The sequence below is a fragment of the Micromonospora sp. CPCC 206171 genome (assembly GCF_036906755.1).
In the GTDB taxonomy this organism is placed as follows: Bacteria; Actinomycetota; Actinomycetes; order Mycobacteriales; family Micromonosporaceae; genus Micromonospora; species Micromonospora purpureochromogenes.
The window spans coordinates 212,343-232,600 of the sequence record NZ_JBAKHT010000001.1; the positions used below are offsets into that span (position 1 = coordinate 212,343).

The window sequence follows — 20,258 nt, forward strand, 5'->3', positions numbered from 1 at the left end:
CGCGCGGCTACCCACCGGACACCGCCGCGATCGCGTCGCGCAGCGCCGCCGGCACGTCCACGGTCAGGTGCACGCCGTCGCGCACCACCTGCCGACCGTCGACCACCACCGAGCTGACGTCGGCGGCGGTCGCGGCGAAGAACGCCCCCACCGGCGGCACCCCGGCCGTGCGGGCGGTGTCGAGCCGTACCGTGACCAGGTCGGCGCGGTCACCGACGGCGAGCCGGCCGGCGTCGGCCCAGCCCAGCGCGGCGTGCCCGCCGGTGGTCGCGGCGGACAGCAGGTCGACGGCGCTGAAGTGCCCCCGCCGCCGGGTGCGCAGCCGCTCGTCCAGCTCGACCGCGCGGGCCTCCTCGAAAAGGTCGATCACGGCGTGGCTGTCACTGCCCAGGCTGAGCGGGCTGCCGGCCTCGGCCATCCGCCGGGCCGGCCCGATCCCGTCGGCCAGGTCCCGCTCGGTGGTGGGGCAGAGGCAGACCCCGGTGCGGCTCTCCCCGAGCAGCGCCACGTCCGCGCCGGTCGGGTGGGTGGCGTGCACGGCGGTGACGGCCGCGCCGAGCACCCCGTGGTCGGCGAGCAGCCGGGTGGGGGTGCGGCCGTGTACCGCCCGGCAGGCGTCGTTCTCGGCGGGCTGCTCCGACAGGTGCACGTGCAGCGGCGCGCCGCGCCGGTCGGCCCAGCCGGCGACGGTGGCGAGCTGTTCCGCCGGCACCGCGCGGACCGAGTGGATGGCCGCGCCGACCCGGGCGTGCCCGCCGTCGGGGGTGAACGCGCTGACCCGGTCCGCCCAGCGCAGCGCGTCGCCGTCGCCGAAGCGCCGCTGCGGCCCGGCCAGCGGGGCGCCGTCCACGGTGGCGGTCAGGTAGCAGGTGTCCAGCAGGGTGATCCGGATGCCGGCCTGCGCGGCCGCCTCGACCAGCGCCGCCGACATCTCGTTCGGGTCGTCGTACGGGGTGCCGCCCGGGCCGTGGTGCAGGTAGTGGAACTCGCCGACGCAGGTCACCCCGGCCAGTGCCATCTCCGCGTACGCGGCCCGGGCCAGGGCCAGGTACGAGTCCGGGTCGAGCCGCTGTGCGACCGCGTACATCCCGTCCCGCCAGGTCCAGAAGTTGCCCCGCCCGGCGTGGGTGCGCCCGCGCAGCGCCCGGTGGAAGGCGTGCGAGTGGGCGTTGGCCAGGCCGGGCAGCGTCAGCCCGGGCAGCCGGACGGCGTCACCGAGCACCTCCACTCCGGCGGCGGGCCGGCCGGCGGTCAGCGGGGCGACCGTGGTGATCCGCCCGTCGACCGCCTCGATCAGCACGTCCGGGGTGGGCTCGGCGTGGTCGGGCAACCAGGCGTACTCGGCGAGCCAGCGGGTGGCGGTCATGGTGTCCACTCCCTGTGGAGCTGAATCGTCTGCGACATCACCCGATCATGGCCGCGCCGAATCGTCTGCGACATCAGCTCCACAGCCCCCGACGGCGCCGGTGCCGCCCGGCCCCGGCCCGCCGTCGTCGGCCCGGCCGGCCGGGCCGGGCTCACCGACATGCCAGTTCCTCGAGCACCCGGGCCAGGGCGGTCACCCCGGCCGCGCAGTCGGCGTCGTCGGCCGACTCGGCGGGGGAGTGGGACACCCCGGTCGGGTTGCGGACGAAGAGCATCGCGGTGGGCAGGTGCGCGGCCAGCACCCCCGCGTCGTGGCCCGCCCCGGTGGGCAGCACCGGCGCATCGAGCAGCTCGGCCAGCCGGTCGGCCAGCCCGCCGTCGAAGGCGACCAGTGGGGTGGCGGACTCCTCCGTGCAGGTCAGCTCCGTGCCGTCCCGCTTCGCCCGCTCGGCCGCCTTGGCGTGCACCGCCCCGACCAGCCCGCGCAGCGTCTCCGGTTCGGCCGCCCGGGCGTCCAGCCAGCCGGTCACCCGCGACGGGATCGCGTTGGTGGCGTTCGGCTCCACCGACACCCGGCCCACGGTGGCGTGCGCGTCGCGCAGCCGGGCCTCCTTGTTCGCCGCCAGCACCGTGAACGCGTACGTCAGCATCGGGTCGCGGCGGTCGGCCATCCGGGTCGTACCCGCGTGGTTGCCCTCGCCGTGGAAGTCGAAGCGCCAGCGGCCGTGCGGCCAGATCGCGCTGGCGACCGCGACCGGCGCGTCCTGCTCGACCAGCGCGCGGCCCTGCTCGACGTGCAGCTCCACGAAGGCGGCGAAGCGGCCCAGCAGCGCCGGGTCGGCGCCCGCCGGCCGGTCGCCCAGCGCCTCGGCGAAGCTCTCCCCGGCCGCGTCGCGCAGGCCGGCCGCGCGGTCCACCGCGATCTCCCCGGTGAGCAGCCGCGACCCCAGGCACGGTACGCCGAACCGCGCCCCCTCCTCCTCCACGAACGCCGCCACCGCGATCGGCCGGCCCGGCACCACGCCCGCGCCGCGCAACTCGTCGACGGCGAGGAACGCGCTGACGATGCCGAGCGGCCCGTCGTACGCCCCGCCGTGCGGCACCGAGTCGAAGTGGCTGCCGGTGAGCAGCGCGCCACCGGCCTGTGGGTCACCCCACCAGGCGAAGAGGTTGCCGTTGCCGTCGGCGGTGACCGGCATGCCGCGGTGCTCGGCCTGCTCGCGGAACCACTCCCGCAGCCGCAGCTCCGGCTCGGTCAGCGCGTAGCGCAGGTAGCCGCCGCTGCCGGCGTCCCGCCCGACCGGCGCGATCTCGTCCCAGAGCGCCCGGAACCGGCCCGCGAGGTCCGTCACGCGGGTCCCTCGGCCATCGGCACCCGCACCCCGGTCCGCTCGGCGACCTCGCGGGCGGCCTCGTACCCGGCGTCCACGTGCCGGATCACGCCCATCGCCGGGTCGTTGGTGAGCACCCGCTCGATCTTCTGCCCGCCCAGCGCCGTGCCGTCGGCGACGCAGACCTGCCCGGCGTGGATGGACCGCCCGATGCCCACCCCGCCGCCGTGGTGGATGGACACCCAGGACGCCCCGCTGGCGGTGTTGACCAGCGCGTTGAGCAGCGGCCAGTCGGCGATCGCGTCGGAGCCGTCGGCCATCGCCTCGGTCTCCCGGTAGGGGCTGGCCACGCTGCCGCAGTCCAGGTGGTCCCGGCCGATCACCACCGGCGCGGACAGCTCACCGGAGGCGACCATCTCGTTGAACCGCACCCCGGCCTTGTCCCGCTCGCCGTAGCCGAGCCAGCAGATCCGCGCCGGCAGGCCCTGGAAGGCGACCCGCTCGCCGGCCATCCGCATCCACCGGGCCAGCGACTCGTTCTCCGGGAACAGCTCCAGGATGGCCCGGTCGGTGGCCGCGATGTCCTTGGGGTCGCCGGAGAGCGCCGCCCAGCGGAACGGGCCCTTGCCCTCGCAGAACAGCGGCCGGATGTACGCCGGCACGAAGCCGGGGAAGTCGAACGCCCGCTCGTAGCCGGCGAGCTGGGCCTCACCGCGGATCGAGTTGCCGTAGTCGAAGACCTCCGCGCCCGCGTCGAGGAAGCCCACCATCGCCTCGACGTGCTTTGCCATCGAGGCCCGGGACCGGTCGGTGAACTCGGCCGGCTTCGCCGCCGCGTAGTCCCGGGCGTCGGCCAGCTCCACCCCCACCGGCAGGTACGACAGCGGGTCGTGCGCACTGGTCTGGTCGGTCACCACGTCGATCTCGACGCCGCGCACCAGCAGCTCGGGGAAGACGGTGGCGGCGTTGCCGACCACGCCGACGCTCAGTGCCCGGCGGTCCCGCTTCGCGGCGAGCACCCGCTGCACCGCGTCGTCCAGGGAGTCGGCGACCTCGTCGAGGTAGCGGTCGTGCACCCGCCGCTCCAGCCGGCTGCGGTCCACGTCCACGATCAGGCAGGCGCCGCCGTTCATGGTCACCGCGAGGGGCTGCGCCCCGCCCATCCCGCCGCAGCCCGCGGTCAGCGTGAGCGTCCCGGCCAGCGTGCCGCCGAAGCGCTTCGCCGCCACCGCCGCGAACGTCTCGTAGGTGCCCTGCAGGATGCCCTGGGTGCCGATGTAGATCCACGAGCCGGCCGTCATCTGGCCGTACATGGTCAGGCCGAGCTGCTCCAGGCGGCGGAACTCCGGCCAGGTGGCCCAGTCGCCGACCAGGTTCGAGTTGGCCAGCAGCACCCGGGGCGCCCACTCGTGGGTGCGCATGACCCCCACCGGGCGGCCGGACTGCACCAGCATCGTCTCGTCGTCGCGCAGCTCGGTGAGCGTCCGCACCAACGCGTGGTACGACGGCCAGTCCCGGGCGGCCTTTCCGGTGCCGCCGTAGACGACCAGGTCGTCCGGGCGCTCGGCCACCTCCGGGTCGAGGTTGTTCATCAGCATCCGCAGGGCGGCCTCCTGCGGCCATCCCTGCGCGGTGCGTGCGGTGCCGCGAGCGGCGCGGACGGGCTGGTGCATCTCGGAACTCCTCTCAGCCGAGGAACAACTGGCGGCGGGCGGCGGACGACTCGAACGCCTCCAGGCGGGACTGCGTGTCCGCCGGGGAGGCGTCGCAGATCGCCTGGAGGACCACCATGGCCAGGGTCATCGGGGCGGTGTGCAGGTCGAAGACGAGGTCGGTGCCGACCGTGGCGGGCAGCACCAGCTCGGCGTACTCGGTCGCCGGGCTGACCGGCGAGTCGGTGATCGCGACGACGGTCAGCCCGGCGTCGCGGGCCTCCCGCAGGGCGTCGAGGGTCTCCCGGGGGTAGCGGGGCAGCACGAAGGCGAGCAGCGCGGTCGCGCCCGCCGTCGCGGCCTGTTCGAGGCGGTCGGTGAGCAGGCTGCCGCCGTCGTCGAGCACCCGGACGTCCGGGTGCACCTTCGCGGCGAAGTAGGCGAAGTAGGCCGCCAGCGGCGCCGCGGCGCGCAGCCCGAGCACCGGCAGCGGGCGGCTGGCGGCGAGCAGCTTTCCGACCTCGGCGATCCGGTCCCGGTCGGCGAGCTGCCCGGCGAGCCGGTCGAGGTTGCCCATCTCGGCCCGGACGGCCCGCTGGAGTTCGTTGCCGGTGTCGTCCGGTTCGGCCGCCGCGGTGGCGGTCAGCTCCCGTAGCCGACGGCGCAGCGCCGGGTAGCCGTCGTGCCCGAGGGCCATCGCGAACCGGGTCACCGAGGGCTGGCTGACGCCGGCCAGCTCGGCCACCTCGGCCGCCGACAGGTACGCCGCCGCGCCGGCGTGCTGCACCAGGCAGTGGGCGATGCGCCGCTGGGTCGGGGTGAGGCGGACCCCCTGGACCAGGTTGAGCACCGCATCATTCACCGGGGGAGCCTATGCATGAAACCATTCAAGGCGCAAGGCGTCGTACCCGGTCGGCCGCCGCGCGGGTGCGGCGGCACCGCGAAGTGGCTATGTCAGATGGGCCGCACCTACGGGCACGGCCGTCGCGGGGACGGCCCCCTCAGCGGGCTGCCGGGCCGCGACGCGGCCTGCCGCGGTCGCATCGTCGAGGCCGTGGACCGCGACAGCGGCGGAGCGTTCGCCCTGCGATCGCCACCGGGCGGGCAGCGGCACGACCACGTCCTTCAGGAACATGGCGGGCCGCTCCACCAGGTGCCAGGAAAGCGCGGCGAGGAGCAGCGTGCCGGCGGTCGACGCCACCAGGTACGTGACGAAGCCGTACCGCACGCCGATGAGCATGGCGAACACCTGCTGAACCGGAAACGCGTAGATGTAGATGCCGTACGAGTAGTCCCGCTTGCGACCAGCGGGGTGCAGCCATCGGGGCAGCCCGACCGCCAGGTAGAGCAGCAGGTACGCGAGCAGGGGCACACCGACGACGTAGAACGCACCGAACCGCGCCGTCCCGGCAACGCCGACGGCGGCGAGGGCCGCCAGCCAGCCCGTCATCGGCACCCGGTGCGCGAACAGCTTGGCGACCGCGCCGAGCAGGAAGGGCAGGGTCAGGTATATGACGTGCCGCATGTCGAACTGCCCGACCACCGGGTACGGGCCGAGCACACCGTGCTTGGCCGGCAGAACGACCAACCCGTCACCCCGAACAAAGTCCTGCACGACGACCAGGTACACGCCGAGCAGCAGCAACACCACGGCCCTGCGCGCCCGGGCCAGCACCGCTGCCGCCATCAGCGCCGCCAGCATGAAGTAGCAGAGCACCTCGTACCGCAGGGTCCACAGCGAGCCGTTGATCGGGCCGCCGCCCTTCATGCCGCGTCCGTACGGTACGTCGCTCAGGATGCCCGAAATCGTCCACTGGTCCATGGCGAACAGCCAGTTCGCCTGCAGGTACTGCAACGGGCCTTGCGGGTGGTCCCAGAATCCGTCGAGGGTGCCCCGCTCGAAGTATGCGACCGCGGGCGCCACTACCAGCGCGGTGACCAACAGGCACACCCAGAACCCGGGCAGGATGCGCAACGCTCGGTGCCAGAGGTACCGCGGCAGGCTGAACCGCAGCGCGCTACCGGTGATCAGGAAGCCGGACAGGACGAAGAAGCCGTACACCGCGAGTTTGCCGACATCGGCCTGCTTCATGGTCTCGGTGCTGCCGAGCATCGGACGGTCCAGCGCGAGGGGCCAGCAGTGCGCGACGAGCACCGCGAACGCCAGCGCCAGCCGCAACGCCCCGATGCTGTTGGCCCGGCCGTCGAACCGGTCGGCCAGTGTCGGCAGCCTCCGGTCGAACCGGGCCAGCGGCATCCGCGCGCGAAGACGTGCCATGTCCATAGATGTCCTTTGATCTGCGTCGCCCGTCGCGCCTGCCTGGGAGCGCGGTCCCGTACTGTACGTGGTCCCTCGCGGTTCAACAACGCATGATCAGGCTGAGCGTGCCGGCGCAACCTCACGCAGGTCACCGACGTCGGACCCGTCCATCAGGACGAACAGCAGTGGATCCGAGCGGTAACAGGGCGTGGTCAGGATCGGGGCGTACTGGCGTAGAGGAAGTCAGTGACGGCCGGGGCGAAGATCGCGTTGAGCGTGGGCAGGTGGCCACCACCTCTGATGTCCCACAGCTCGACCCGGGTGGCCTCACGGCAGCCGACGGAGTAGGTGGTCACCCCCGTCTCCGCCCCGCGCAGCCGGGGTTCGAGGTCCAGGCGCGGAGCCGAGGTGTCGGCCTCCGCCGAGCAGCTGTTGATCCGCCGCCAGGTGGCGAGCGTGGTGTCGACCGACGGGTACCGGTGGCCGTCTCTCGTGCCGCCGCCGAACTTGATGGTCGCGTCGGCGGTGCCGTGGATCTGCAGCACGCTGACCGGCCGCTGGGGTGTGCACAGTGACGTGTCGTCGTCGGCGGCGCCGGCGAGTGAGACGATCGCGGTGACCCGCATCGATCGTTCGCAGGCCATCCGGTAGCCCATGAAGCCGCCGTTGGAGTGGCCGACCAGATAGACCCGTGCGGTGTCGACCGAGTACGCCGACTCCACGGTGTCAAGGAGGCGTTCGAGGTACGCCACGTCGTCCACCCCGCTGTGGTGGGCGTCGCAGCAGGCTTCGGTCGCGTTCCAGAACCTCATGCCGTCCCGGTCGGTGGTGCCGTCCGGAATGGCGTAGAGGAAACCACGGCGGTCGGACTCGGGGGTGAGGTTGAAGTACCGCTCCTGCTGGACGCCGCTGGACCCGTAGCCGTGCAGCAGCACGACGAGGGGGACCTTCCTGGCGTGGTCGTACCCGACCGGCACATGAAGCTGGAAGGGCCGGCTGTCCAGGTCGACGGCTCCGGTGGTGCCCGGTGCCACCGGGGGATGCCACGCGGCTGTCGGGCCTGTTGAGCCACCGTCGCCGGACGACCCGCAGCCGGCCAGAAACGGAAGCATGAATGCGGCAGCCAGCCAGCGTCTCATCCTCACGGGGAGCAATCTTGGCATTCCGGCGTCGGCCGAGCGGGCAGCCCCCGGTCCGCCCTCCGGTCACCGGGTGCCCGCTCGCTACTATCCACACCGTCGCTCCGGGGAGGGTGGAATGCAACCAGGCAGTCCGTTCCAGTTGCTCGAGACCCTGGGGTCGTGCCAGGTGGGTAAGGTGTGGTCAGCCGTCGATGCCCAGGGCCGGGCGCTGACGGTTGCCATCCTCGACGCCGCCGTCGCCACCGACCAGCAGTGGCGGAAGTCCTTCGCCTCCATCGCGAACGCCCTGCGGGACCGGGACGGCAGGCCGAGCTTCCTCCACGCCGACTTCTCGGCCCCGGCGCCATGGGTCGCCTACGCGGCCGGCAGCGGTCACGAGGCCGAACAGGTCTTCGTCGTCCTCGGCCTGGACTACCGTCCGACCTCGCCACCGGCGCAGGCGCAGGCGCAGCCCGCCGATTCGAGCACGCACGAGCCACCCTGGGCGAAGGTGGCCATCAACGAGCCCACCCAGGCCATGCCGATTGCCACCAGTGCCACATCCGCCAGCGACGGGCAGTACCCGGCCGACGTCGTCGAGGGGCCTCCGCAGGACCACCGACCCACCTCTGGCGTCGGGGTGCCGGTGTCGACGCCGCCTTCTCCCGTGTCGGTTCCGCCGGCCTCCCCCGTGTCGGTTCCGCCATCCGCCCCGGATGCGCCGTCGGCGTGGGACCAGCCGTACTCGACCAGCTATCCACCGCTGCGGTCGGCCGTGCGGGAGCGGCCCCGGCGCACCGGCCTGTGGGTCGGCATCGCGATCGCGGTCGTCGTGGCGCTCGGCGCGGGCGTCGGCTTCTTCGTGTGGCGGTCTGCCGGCGACGCGACGCGCCAGGCCGGACCGGACTCGTCCCCGTCCGCGGCCGTGTCCAGCAGCCCCGAGCCGGTCGCCTTCCCCACGGGAGCACCGCGCAGCCCGGGTGCTGAACCGCCCAAGCCCGGTTCCTGGCCCGCCGAGCCGCAGTTCGGCGACGCCGACCGGGTCAGGGAGGAGACCCCCGCCGGCCTCGGCTTCACCTTCAAGGTGCCCGATTCCTGGGCCTGCGACGCGCGCCAGCGCGGCCCCGGCTTCGCCAGGTATCTCTGCGGCATCTCACGTCCCGGGGTCCCCGAGGTCGGCGGGGAGATCATCGTCCGGAACTGCCCGAAGCCCTGTGGCGAAGAGGTGCAGGCCGCGTACCGGAGGGCCGAGGAGGCGTGGGGCCTGCAGTGGGTCCAGGCCGGGAACGCGACCTACGCCGAGGCCCCAAAGGTCGGCGGGAAGGATCGCTACGGACTGGTGGTGATCGGTTGGTGGCGGAGCAGCCCCGACGGCGTGATCGACCGCCAGATCGTCCTCCGCATGACCGCGACGGGGGCGCAGGTCGGTGAGGTGCGCAAGGTGGCCAACGGCATCCGGACAACCTTGTCCTTGTGATGCGCGCCGGCGGCGGTCCCGCCGGCGGAAGAGGTGGGTCCACGGGGCATCGCCCGAGGCCAGCGCTCTGTAATCTGTGGTGCCCGCGTACGGTCAGCAGCGAGCTGGGCGTTGCGGTTTCCGTTCCAATGAAACTGGTTTGAAAGGGTCGGATGGATCCCAGAGTGCCGACGCGATCCGCGACGTGGCATCCCACAGTCAGCGTCGTCATCCCCTCAATCGGCAAGCCGGGACTTCGCCGAGCCGTCGAATCCGTGCTCGGGCAGACACATCCGGTCACCGAGGTCCACGTGGTGCTCAACTCCGAGGCCGAGGTGGACGTTCCGGGCGATCCACGCGTTCGGCTGTTCCGCTACCTCGAGCGCCGGAACGGGAACGCCGCCCGCATGGCCGGTGTCCGGAGGTGCGCCGGAGACCTGGTCGCATTCCTGGACGATGACGACGTCTGGCATCCGACGAAGATCGAGCGCCAGGTGCGGGACATCGCCGAGGCCGGCCTCGCCGGATCGTCGACATGGATCTCGTCCACCAAGGTCATGGTGGACTTCGAACACGGCTCCGAGACCTGGCCCCGTGCGCCTTACGACCCCCGCCGCACGCTGGAGAACAACCTGTTGCGGCGGCACCGGGTCCAACGCGGGCAGGCGTTCCTCCCGTCCTCCACGCTCCTCTTCCCCCGGTCGCTTCCGATGACCGTGCCCCTGGACGAAGGGCTGAGTCTGCACCAGGACCTGACCTGGCTCCTGCAACTCTCCCGAAGCCTGCCCGGGCTGGTGGTTCGGCAACTGAACGACGCCCTGACCAGGTACGACGCGACCGGTGACGGCATTTCGCGCTCGATCTCGCTGGCCCGTGAGCTCGGCTGGGCGCGCGAGTACCTCAGCTCGGCAACCCCTCGGGACCGGGGTGACTACTACCTCGGATCGGTCATGACGTATGCCCGCCGCCAGGGCACGATGGGCGGGATGGTGAGGGTCTTCTCGGAAGGACTGCGGGTCGGGCGACCGGGTGCAGCCGCCGTGGGCTACGCGTGCGGGGCCATGGCTGCGGGACTCGTGAAGGCCGTGGCGGCGGGCGTGCGGCAGCCGCTGCGACGCCGCACGAAGGCCGACGAGGGCGCGGAAGTACGCCAGTGGATCCGACGGTAACGGTAGGGACCGGTTCGTCGGCCGCAGCCATCGCTCGTACCGAATGGCCGGTAGCTCTGAGTGCGGTCGTCTCGGTTACCTGCCTCGCCCTGCTACCCAAGACCTTCGGTCAGGGCGGCGCGCCGTGGCACGTCGGCGTCGCCATCCCGGTCTTCGCGCCGTCGACCTGGGTGATCGCACTCGTCGTGGCCTTCGTCGTGCTGCTGGCGACGACCTGGCGGCGGCTGCGATGGATGCCGGTCCTGGTGTCGGGGATCGCTGCCCTGGCCCTGTGCATCGGCCTCGGCATCGTGACCCGCGGCGGCGCCTCCACCCGGGAGCTGGTCGGAGCGGTGCAGTATCTGTCCGCACCGGTCGCCTTTGCGGTGGGATGTCTGTTCGCCAAGCACAGATCCGCCGTCCTGGCGCTCAGACTGACCTCCGCCGGAGTCATCGCCGCCCAGTTCGGCTGCGCGGCTCTCCAGTGGCTCGGCGTACCGCTCAATCCCATGGGGACCGTCGAAGCGGCCCGCTTCCTCGGCGACCGGACCAACGGAACACTGAACCACCCGGTCAACCTCGCGAAGGCCGTCGTGCTGGTTCTCGCCCTCTACTACCTCACGACCGGGCCGGACAGCCGCCTCGGCCTCGGCCGGCTTCAGCTTCCCGCGATCGTCGGGCGGTACGGGATTCCCGCCGCCGCGCTCGCGACGACCGCCCTGACCGGCAGCCGGACCGGGCTGCTGGCGGTCCTGATGCTGATCGTGATGGGCGAGTTGATGCTGCGCAGGCTGGGCGCGGAAGGCGCCCCTACCGGCCGCAGAAGCCGGCAGACCGTCATCGGGTTCATCCTGCTCGGCATCGGCGTGCTCGCGGTGGCCCCCGTGTTCATCGTCCGGATGATCGCCGACCCGACCGGCGGCGCCAGGGGGCAGATCATGTCCAGCGCACTGGAGTTCCTGGCCAGCCGACCGTGGTGGGGCATCGGCCCCAACAACTACGTGGAGGTCGTCGGCCGGATAGACCCGGTCGTGGCGGGCGGGGTGCCGGTGCACAACGGCGTTCTGCTCGCCGCCGTCGAGCTGGGCATACCGGGCGCGGTCATCCTGCTCACGCCGGCTTCGGCGTTGGCCGTGCTGTGCGTGTGGAAGGGTGTCTTCCGGCCGAATCTCGTCCCGGCGTTCTGCCTCACCTTCACGGTGGCCTATTTCGGGATCGTGGCCACCACGTACGGCGTCATGGCCGAGTCCATGCTGCCGCTGTGGTTCCTCGTCCTGGGAGTAGCGACCGTGTGGCTGGTGGAGGACCACCAGCACCAGGATCAACGGCGCGAAAACCGGGGAGGCGCTGCCGCGACGCGCGAAGGCCACGGGAGCGCGGACCAGGGCGGCGGGGCCCCCGCGGGGGAGGAGAAGCGACCCGGCCCGGCCGCCTCGGGTAATCCGGTGCTGGCGGGTACGGCCCGGCGGCCGAACGTGCGCGGGGTGGTGGGCGGAGCGTCGGCTCTGGCCGCCTCCCGCATCGCCGGCAGCGGGCTGCAGGCCGTCGCGATGGTTCTGCTGGCACGGTACGTGGACCCGCAAGGCTTCGGTGCCTTCGGCGGGTACTTCGGCGCGGTGGCCTTCCTGGCCGTCGTGGCGGACGCGGGCGTCTCGACCGCCCTCCTGCGTTGGCGGGCACTCGGGCGCGACACCGCCGTCAGCGCGGGCCTGCGCCTGAACGTCCTCACCACGATCGGTGGCCTGGTCATCGCCGCGGCGATCGGCCTGAGCCTCACCGCTGGCACCATGGCGCCGTGGATCGCCGTGCTCCTCGCGGCCGGCTGGATGCTGGACAAGAACGTCGAGACGATGTTGTCGCTCGCGATCGCCGACGGCCGGATGGGGCACGCGGTCGTGTCGATCCTGGGCCGGAAAGCCGTGCAGGTCGCGATCTTCGTGACCGCCGTCAACCTTGGCGGCGAACCCTTCGCCTGGCTCGCGTACGGCTTGGTGGTCGCGTCGGTGCTGGGGCAGGTCCACGTGCGGTTCGCGGTCCGGATCTCCGGCTCGGCCGCCGCCACCGACGTGTGGCGAGCGGCGCTGGACTCGCGGGCGTACCTGGTCAGCAACGTTTCCGCACAGGCGCGGGTCCTGGACGCGACGGTCGTCTCCCTCGTCGCGCCGGGTGCCGGCGCGGGACTGTACGCCGCCGCGTCTCGCATCTTCTCACCGTTCGTATCGATCCCGTCCGCACTCAGCACCGTGCTGGTGCCGCATTCGGCGACCGCGCGGGCCGCCGAGGCACGGCGGCTCTTCTGGCGCATGAACCTCGCCGTGGTACTCGTGGTCGGCGCGATCAGCGCCGCCGGGATGGCCGCCGCGCCGTGGTTGGCGGAGCTGTTGTTCGGCGAGACCTATTCGGGGGCCGGTGTCGTCATCGCCGTCATGCTCGCCGGCGTCCCCTCGTTCTGCGCGAGTTCGCCCTGCGGCGCCGTGCTGCAAGGCGTGGGCCGGGGGGCGCTGGTGGCGAAGATCGGCGTCGTGAGCGCCGCCGCGCTGCTCGTCACGGTGGCCGGCGGCGCGGCGCTGTTCGGTGCGGTCGGCGCAGCCGCGGCGGTCTCCCTGACGTATCTCTTCAAGCACGCCGCACTGCTCGTCGTGGGTGATGCCGTGCTGCGGAGCGACCGGGTGATGCCGGTCGTGCCGCACACGGCCGGGCACTCGACGTCGGCGGCGTACCGATGAACTCCCAGGATCGTGAGCGAAATGTGAAAACAGTAGCCATCGTCGTGTCCCACAACTCCGCCCGAGACCTGCCCATGAGCCTGGGCAGCCTGCGTGAACTGCCCATCGCCGAAGTCGTGGTGGTGGACAACGCGTCGTCCGACGACAGTGTCGAGGTGGCGGCCCAGTACACCCCGCACGTCATCCGTTCGTCCAATGTGGGGTTCGGTAAGGCGATCAACGCGGCGGTGGAGCAGTTTCCCGACGCCGACGCCTACCTGTTGCTGAACCCGGACGCCGCGCTCAGGCCCGACTCGTACGCGGAACTCTCGCGGGCGCTCCAGGACGACGCGAAGATCGGAGTCGTCGCGCCTCAGATGCGGTACGCCGACGGCGAGCCCGGCATCTCGGCGGGTCCGGACGTGAGCCTGGCCAAGGAATGGCTCGCCGCGTTGCGCGTCGACCACATGGTTCCCGGCCGCGTGAAGCGGGAACTCGCCAAGTCGCAGCTGCTCCGCAGCCGGCTCCCCATGCTGGACTACCTCGACAAGAGTGGGTCGGCAGCGGCGGCGGACGTCGCCTGGGTGTCCGGATTCTGCATGCTGGTCCGGGCCACCGCGTTCCGCGACATCAATGGGTTCGATCCCTCCTTCTTCCTCTACTTCGAGGATGTCGACCTCTGCAGACGTCTGCGCGGTGCCGGCTGGCGCGTCGTGTCGGTCGGGACCGCCTGGGCCATGCATCGGGAGAGCACGAGCACCGGTGCGGTCGGCAAGAACCGGCTGTACCGCTCGGGACTGGTCGCATACTGCGACAAGTACGGCACCGCGATGGACAGGTTCTCGGCCCGCGCCCTCAGGAGACTGCCGCTATGAAGATTCTTTTCGTCGCTCCCTGGATCCCCTCGAAGATCCGCCCGCGGAGCCTGGCCCTGCTCGAGATTCTCGCCAAGGATCACCAGATCCGTTTCCTCGGCCTGACCAGTTCGGACGAGGAGGTGCAGGAGGCCCAGGAACTGCCGGTGGAGTCCACCGTGCTGGTGCCGCGTAACCGGATCACGTCGATGCTCCGTTGTGCCACGGCCCTGCCGACCGGCACGTCGCTTCAGCAGGCCTACGCCGACGTGCCCCAGCTGTCGACCGCGCTCGCCAGCGAGCTGCGGCAGTGGCGGCCGGACGTCGTGCACCTGAACGTCTTTCGTACGGTGCACCTCGTGGAGCGGTGCGCGCCGGTGCCGGTGATCGTGGACCTCGACGAGTTCCGCAGCGAGTACTACAGCCAGCTCGCCCAGACCGCCGGCCCGAAGTGGAAGCTGGTGGGCAAGATCGAAGCGCCCCGCATGCAGGCACGGGAGGATGCCCTGGTGGCGCACAATGTGCCGCTGATGGTGTCGGCGCCCTTTGAGCCGGGCGAGGAGCGGCCGAACACGTACGTCGTTCGGAGCCCGTACGACCACCCGGAGGACACGACCCCGCGGGCGCCGGAGCCGCGGGTGCTGTTCGTCGGGAGGCTGACCTACGAGGCGAACGTCGACGGGTTGCTGTGGTTCCTCAAGAACTGCTGGACCGAGGTGAAGAGGCGGGTCCCGAACGCCGTACTCGACATCGTCGGAACCAACCCGCCCGCCTCCGTCCAAGCCTTCCGTGGCAGCGGTGTCGAGATCCACGCCAACGTTCCCGACGTCGCCCCCTACTACCCGCGGGCCTCGGCGGCCATCGTTCCGGTCTGGCGCGGTACGGGCGTGCAGATGAAGCTGATCCAGGCCTTGGCGGCTGGTGTTCCCACGGTGACCACGCCCGAGGTTGCCCGCCGAGCGGGGGTAGGGCACGATCACGAGGTCGTGGTGGGAGCGGACGCGCAGGCCTGGGCGAACGAGTTGAGCAGTGTGCTCACCGATCCGGCCAGAGGCCGGCGGCTCGCTGCCGCCGGCAAGCGGTGGGCGCTGGACTTCCACAGCTCGAACGCGGTACGTGAGCAGCTCGCCGCGGCGTACGCAGCCGTGTGGCCGGGTTCTGAGCAGTTTCGTCGGTAGCCTGCCGCGCCGCATCTTCAACGCTCGTCGCGGGCCGGCGGGCCGCTCGACCTAGTGAGGAAGACCATGGAGTCTCACGGTGCCGTCCGGCGCGACGGGCACAACCGCCTCGTCGTGCTCGACGGTCTGCGCCTGCTCGCCGCGCTGATGGTTGTCGTGTACCACCTCCTGCACGGGGAGGGCGTGCGCGACGACGCCTGGGGGACTCCGACCGATCAGCTCTTCCCCGGGCTGGCCGGCGCGGCGGCGTACGGCTGGCTCGGGGTCGAGTTGTTCTTTCTCATCAGCGGCTTCGTCATCTGCATGAGCAGTTGGGGCCGCACCGTGGGGGAGTTCGCGGTCGCGCGCGTGGTGCGGCTCTACCCCGCGTACTGGTTCGCTGTCGTGGCGACCACCACGGTCCTCGTCCTGTTCCCGGTCTTCGCCACGCACCGGGACTGGACCCACGTCCTGGTCAACATGACCATGCTGCAGTCGCTCATGGGTGTCCCCGACGTCGAGCAGGCCTACTGGACGCTCTCCGTGGAGCTGCTGTTCTACGTGCTGTTCGCCCTCGTGGTGGTGGCGCGCGGGATGACCGTCCGACGCGTGGTGGCGTTCTGTGCGCTGTGGACGCTGGCGTCGCTGGCCGCCCCGTGGGCGAACAACGCCGGGGTCTACATGTTCCTCGGGCGCGGATACGCGCAGTACTTCATCGCCGGGATCGCCTTCTACCTGATGTACCGGTTCGGGGCGAACGCATTGCTCTGGGCCATCGTCGGGTGCTCGTGGGTCATCGCCATCTCCCGCATGTGGTCCGAGATCGAGACCTACGACGGGAGCGCGTTCCCGCCCGCGGCCGCCTGCGTCACGGCCTTCTTCGTCGTCATGGCGCTCATCGCGAATGGTAAGTCCGACCGCATCCGGTGGCGATGGCTCACCACCGCCGGCGCCCTCACCTACCCGCTGTACCTGCTGCATGCGCAGATCGGCCTGACCGTCATCGCCGCGGCCCGGCCGTACCTTCCCGCGTGGGTGTTGCTGGGGGCGACGATCGCCGGGCTGCTGCTGCTCGCGTACCTCGTCCACCGGCTGGTCGAACGCCCGGCCGCGCAGCTGCTCCGGCGGGCCCTCCTCCGGTCGCTCGACAGCATGCGCGCGGCCGACACCGTGCCCGTCGTGCCCGCCCCCCGCGCGCCCGCGCCGCTCGTGACCGAGCCTGCGCAGCCACCCACCGACGAGCCGAGTGACGACGAGATCGGCAACCTCCGCCGAGGAACACTTCAGCGATCGCCCGCAACTCGACTGTGAGTTCCTGGTGCGGATGTGCAGCGGCAGCTGGTGCGGACCTCCGGCTCTCATGGTCCGGGCAGTAACCCCGACTCACGTCACTTCAGGAGACAGGCGAACCCCCTGCGGCCCGACGGACGGGCGGCAGGGGGTGTCGCGCCCACTACTCGCGGCGGGGCCGGGTCAGCGACCACCGCCGCGGAAGACCTCCGCGACGGTACGGAGCACGATCTTGATGTCGAGCCAGAGCGACCAGTTCTCGACGTAGAAGTTGTCGAACCGTGCCCGGTCGGAGATCGGCGTGTCGCCCCGCAGGCCACTGACCTGCGCAAGCCCGGTGAGACCGACGGGGACCCGATGGCGCATCGCGTAGTTCGGGTACTCGACCGAGAACTTCTCGACGAAGTACGGCCGCTCCGGCCGCGGCCCCACCACGCTCATGTCACCCTGCAGGATGTTCCAGAGCTGGGGCAGCTCGTCCAACGACGTCCGGCGCATGAAGCGCCCGATCGGCCCGACCCGCCGGTCGTTCGCGATGGACCAGTTCGTCTGCGACTCGTGCTCGTCGACCGGGCGCATCGAGCGGAACTTGATGACCTTGAACGGTTCGCCGTACCGACCGATCCGCTCCTGGTAGAAGAAGATGCCGCGGCCGCCGTCGAGGAACGTCGCGATCGCGCAGAGCAGGAGCACCGGGCTCAGCACGATCAACGCCAGCGCGGCGAAGAGCACGTCGGAGGCCCGCTTGATCTTCCACCGCGGGCCGGTGAGCGTGGTGTCCCCGATCTTGACGATCGGGATGGCCCCGATGTGGTCGGGATAGCCGCCCTGCGACCGGGAACCCCAGAGGCGAGGCACCGCCCAGAGGTCGCAGCGGGAGCTGACCGGCCGGAGCAGGGTGTCCATCAGGGTGGTCTCCGGGCAGTCCGGGTCCGCGACGACCAGGACCTCGCAGTTCAGCAGCCTGGTGAGTTGTTCGAGTTCGTCGAGGGTGCCGATCAGTGGGAGCGACCCGACACCCTGCCGCGACGAGGCGTCGACACAGCCGACGAACCGCAGTCCGTACTGCGGGTAGCGCCGGAGCAGCCGGGCGAGCTCGGCGCCGACCGGACCGCTGCCGATGACGATGGCGTTGTGCTCCACCCACCGACGCTTACGCGCGAGGATGAGGAAGCTCCGGCTGAACGCACGACCGATGATCACCAGGCCGGCGGAGAGCGCCACGCCCTGCATGAAACCGCTGACGTACGGCACCGAGTCGTGACGCTCGGCCGCGATGATGGCCACCACGGCGCCGGATGCCAGCAGCCGGCCACCGAGGCTGGGCAGTTCGTCCAGGATGCTGACATGACGGCGGGGCCGGTAGAGCCCGCCGGCCGCGAAGAAGGCCACCGTGAGGCCGGCGTTGACCAGCGTCCCGCGCCAGTAGTTCTGGGTCACCAGCAGCGGCGCGAGCAGCGCGACGATGTCGATGGGCGCCGTCATCATCCAGGCGCGGAGCCAGCGCGTGCGCTTCGAGGCCCGGGAGCTGGCGTACGGCAGCACGGTGGTCGTGTCGAGACCGGTGCGCGTCTCCGCCTCGGCCAGCGTCTCCTTCGCCGATTGGACGGGGGGGATCACCACAGTGATCCCCGCACCGCCGCTCCGGTCGTCCTGCATTGCCGCTGGCTGCTGCGAAGCTCCGTCGAGGTCCGATACGGACGCAGCAGGGTGACCAAACACCGGTAGGCGTGACATGGTGGATCCTTCCCCCGTGAGAACCCCCTGGCCAGGTGTGCATCGCCGGGGGCGATCGAAGGATACGAACCAACCCGCCGCGCCACCAGAGCCGGCAAGGCAGTCCGGAATCCTACTTTCCGGCAGCCACGATGTCGGGGACCGAGTCGCGGCGGACCGCGTCGAAGAGCGTCTTGGCCTTCGCCTTGTCCGCGAACACGACGCTCTCGGTGCCGACCCGGCCCGTCCCCGTCACCGGGCAGGTGACGAACACGAGGTTGCCGCTCCGCAGGCCACGCAGCTCCATCGCCAGGTCCAACAGGGACAGTGACTTGTCCACCGCCACCGCGTTCGACGTGGCCTTCACGAACGAGTTCAGCTTGCCGGGGTTGGCCAGCACGCCGCCGGAGGCCGCCTTGTCCAGGATTGCCCGGATCACCTGCTGCTGGTGCCGGATGCGCGCGAAGTCCCCGTCGGCGAACTGCTTGCGCTGCCGCGAGTAGTCCAGCGCCGCCTCGCCGTCCATCCGCTGTCGGCCCGGGCTGAAGGTGCGGAACGGGGGGTGGATCGAGGTGAAGCTTTTTTCCACGTCGACATCGATCCCGCCCAACGCGTCGACGATCTCCTTGAAGCCGGCGAAGTCGACCATCGCCACGTGGTCGACGCGAACCCCGGTGAACTTCTCCACCGTCTGCACCATCAGCGGCACGCCACCCCACGCGTAGGCTGCGTTGATCTTGGCATCGCGGCCGCCCCGGCCCTGGTCCCGCGGGACGTGGGTCCAGGTGTCCCGCGGGATCGAGATGAGCTGGGCGCTCGACCGGTCCTTCGGCAGGTGGGCCAGGATGAGGGTGTCGGTCCGGGACCCCCCGGTGCTCTCCGGGTCGCGCGAGTCGCTGCCCAGGATCATGATGTTCATCGCGCCCTTGGCCACCACCTGCGGCCGGGACTCCTCGGGCACCCCGGTGAACGCGTCGACCCGGTCGATGGAGGAGTTGACCGAGCGGTAGTACAACCCGCCCGCCAGGACACCGCCGCCGGCCAGCAGCGCGAGCACCAGCAGCACGATCAGCGCGATACGCCGGACGCGACGGCGACGCGGAGCCGGGGCGGACGGCTGGCCCGTGGCGTCGACATCCTCTTCGGACGCGAAGAAGCGCGGTTCGGAGTCGGCGAGCTGCTGGCGATCTGACATGGCTGCGATGCTACTGACTCACCTTTGCCGCCGGGGACCCTCGTCCGGACGGTCAGCCCCGGCCACCCGGTCGGTGAATCCAAAACTTTCTTCGCCACTCTTCACCTTCACCTGGTACAACCTCGGCGTGGACGCAACGACGCTTCGCCGGGCCATCGCCCGCACCCGCCTCGCGCCGGTCGCCGCCTTCCCGAAGCGGCTCCGCCGCGTCGCCCGGCACGACGCCAGGGTCATCCGCACCTCCGCCCGCTGGCTGTTCACCTCCCGTGAGCACCACAACTACACCTACGAGCTGACCAAGCTGAGCCGCCAGCACCTGACCTGGTTCGTCAGCGTCGTCTGCGACACCCCCGTCAAGCAGGTCCGCGCGTACGTCGAGGAGATCGAGTCCGACGACACGCTGCGCGGCCACATCGAGCGGGCCACCGCGGGCGCCGCCCGCCGTGGCCTGGCCGACAAGCAGGTCCGGTACGCCCGGCGCGTCGGCTGGTACGCCATCGTCCGCGCCACCCGGCCCCGCCACGTCGTCGAGACCGGCGTCGACAAGGGGCTGGGCAGTTGCGTGCTCGCCGCCGCCCTGCTGCGCAACGCCGCCGACGGGCACCCCGGGCGGCTCACCTCGCTGGACATCAACCCCGAGGCCGGCTACCTCGCCCGTACCGCGCCCTGGTCCGACGTGGTCGACCTGGTCATCGGCGACTCCATCGCCTCCATCGCCGCGCTGGACCGGCCCGTCGACCTGTTCCTGCACGACAGCGACCACAGCCGGGCCCACGAGAAGCGGGAATTCGAGGCGGTCGAGCCGAAGCTCGCCCCCGGCGCGCTGCTGCTCACCGACAACGTCACCCACACCGACGTGCTCGCCGCCCACGCCGAACGCACCGGGCGGCGCTTCCTCGCCTACCGGGAGACCCCGCGCGACCACTGGTACCCCGGTGACGGCATCGGCGTGGCCTGGTCAGGACGCTCCGCCGGGTGAGGCGGGCGGCTCAGCTTTCGCTGAGCAGC

15 protein-coding genes are annotated in these 20,258 nt (G+C 71.4%); 7 read left to right on the forward strand and 8 right to left on the reverse strand.

The features are described 5' to 3' along the window. Positions 1–7: 7 nt before the first annotated feature. The 6 genes from V6U89_RS00875 to V6U89_RS00900 form a co-directional block, all read right to left on the reverse strand. A complete protein-coding gene (locus V6U89_RS00875; protein WP_334568643.1) occupies positions 8–1,366 on the reverse strand; it encodes a formimidoylglutamate deiminase in 1,359 nt (452 codons plus the stop codon). Between the two features lie 151 nt (positions 1,367–1,517). After that, entirely contained in the window at positions 1,518–2,717 is a 1,200-nt protein-coding gene (locus tag V6U89_RS00880) for an allantoate amidohydrolase (RefSeq protein ID WP_334568644.1), read from the reverse strand. Further along, a complete protein-coding gene (gene hutU, locus V6U89_RS00885; protein WP_334568646.1) occupies positions 2,714–4,369 on the reverse strand; it encodes a urocanate hydratase in 1,656 nt (551 codons plus the stop codon). The genes V6U89_RS00880 and hutU overlap by 4 nt, the downstream gene beginning before the upstream one ends. Before the next feature lie 13 nt (positions 4,370–4,382). After that, on the reverse strand, positions 4,383–5,210 hold the full coding sequence (locus V6U89_RS00890; RefSeq protein ID WP_334568648.1) for a MurR/RpiR family transcriptional regulator: 828 nt from the start codon (positions 5,208–5,210) through the stop codon (positions 4,383–4,385). Positions 5,211–5,297: 87 nt separating this feature from the next. After that, the gene (locus V6U89_RS00895) at positions 5,298–6,626 is read right to left on the reverse strand and encodes an acyltransferase family protein (protein ID WP_334568649.1); all 1,329 of its coding nucleotides are present in this window, start codon (positions 6,624–6,626) and stop codon (positions 5,298–5,300) included. A 194-nt stretch (positions 6,627–6,820) separates the two neighbouring features. After that, positions 6,821–7,642 (reverse strand): alpha/beta hydrolase family esterase, encoded by an 822-nt coding sequence (locus V6U89_RS00900; protein WP_334568650.1) that lies wholly within the window; start codon positions 7,640–7,642, stop codon positions 6,821–6,823. A gap of 247 nt (positions 7,643–7,889) precedes the next feature. On the opposite strand from V6U89_RS00900, the gene V6U89_RS00905 reads away from it, so the two are divergent. From V6U89_RS00905 to V6U89_RS00930, 6 genes are all read left to right on the forward strand, one after another. Then, a complete protein-coding gene (locus tag V6U89_RS00905) occupies positions 7,890–9,206 on the forward strand; it encodes a hypothetical protein (protein ID WP_334568651.1) in 1,317 nt (438 codons plus the stop codon). A gap of 164 nt (positions 9,207–9,370) precedes the next feature. Beyond that, positions 9,371–10,354 carry a glycosyltransferase family 2 protein gene (locus V6U89_RS00910; RefSeq protein WP_334568652.1) on the forward strand — a complete coding sequence of 328 codons (984 nt, stop codon included), beginning with the start codon at positions 9,371–9,373 and terminating at the stop codon, positions 10,352–10,354. Then, entirely contained in the window at positions 10,339–13,059 is a 2,721-nt protein-coding gene (locus tag V6U89_RS00915) for an O-antigen ligase family protein (protein ID WP_334568654.1), read from the forward strand. Before V6U89_RS00910 ends, V6U89_RS00915 begins: the two co-directional genes overlap by 16 nt. After that, positions 13,056–13,913, forward strand: coding sequence for a glycosyltransferase family 2 protein (locus V6U89_RS00920; RefSeq protein ID WP_334568655.1), 858 nt, complete (start codon positions 13,056–13,058; stop codon positions 13,911–13,913). Before V6U89_RS00915 ends, V6U89_RS00920 begins: the two co-directional genes overlap by 4 nt. After that, complete coding sequence (locus V6U89_RS00925; RefSeq protein ID WP_334568656.1) at positions 13,910–15,070, forward strand: glycosyltransferase; 1,161 nt, start codon at positions 13,910–13,912, stop codon at positions 15,068–15,070. Before V6U89_RS00920 ends, V6U89_RS00925 begins: the two co-directional genes overlap by 4 nt. A 66-nt stretch (positions 15,071–15,136) precedes the next feature. Beyond that, on the forward strand, positions 15,137–16,360 hold the full coding sequence (locus V6U89_RS00930) for an acyltransferase family protein (protein WP_334568658.1): 1,224 nt from the start codon (positions 15,137–15,139) through the stop codon (positions 16,358–16,360). A gap of 162 nt (positions 16,361–16,522) precedes the next feature. Here V6U89_RS00930 and V6U89_RS00935 read toward each other — a convergent pair whose 3' ends face one another. Both V6U89_RS00935 and V6U89_RS00940 read right to left on the reverse strand, forming a co-directional pair. Continuing rightward, entirely contained in the window at positions 16,523–17,959 is a 1,437-nt protein-coding gene (locus tag V6U89_RS00935; RefSeq protein WP_334568659.1) for a sugar transferase, read from the reverse strand. Between the two features lie 229 nt (positions 17,960–18,188). After that, entirely contained in the window at positions 18,189–19,250 is a 1,062-nt protein-coding gene (locus tag V6U89_RS00940; protein ID WP_334568660.1) for an LCP family protein, read from the reverse strand. A gap of 127 nt (positions 19,251–19,377) precedes the next feature. On the opposite strand from V6U89_RS00940, the gene V6U89_RS00945 reads away from it, so the two are divergent. Then, a complete protein-coding gene (locus V6U89_RS00945) occupies positions 19,378–20,229 on the forward strand; it encodes an O-methyltransferase (protein ID WP_334568661.1) in 852 nt (283 codons plus the stop codon). Positions 20,230–20,258 lie beyond the last annotated feature (29 nt).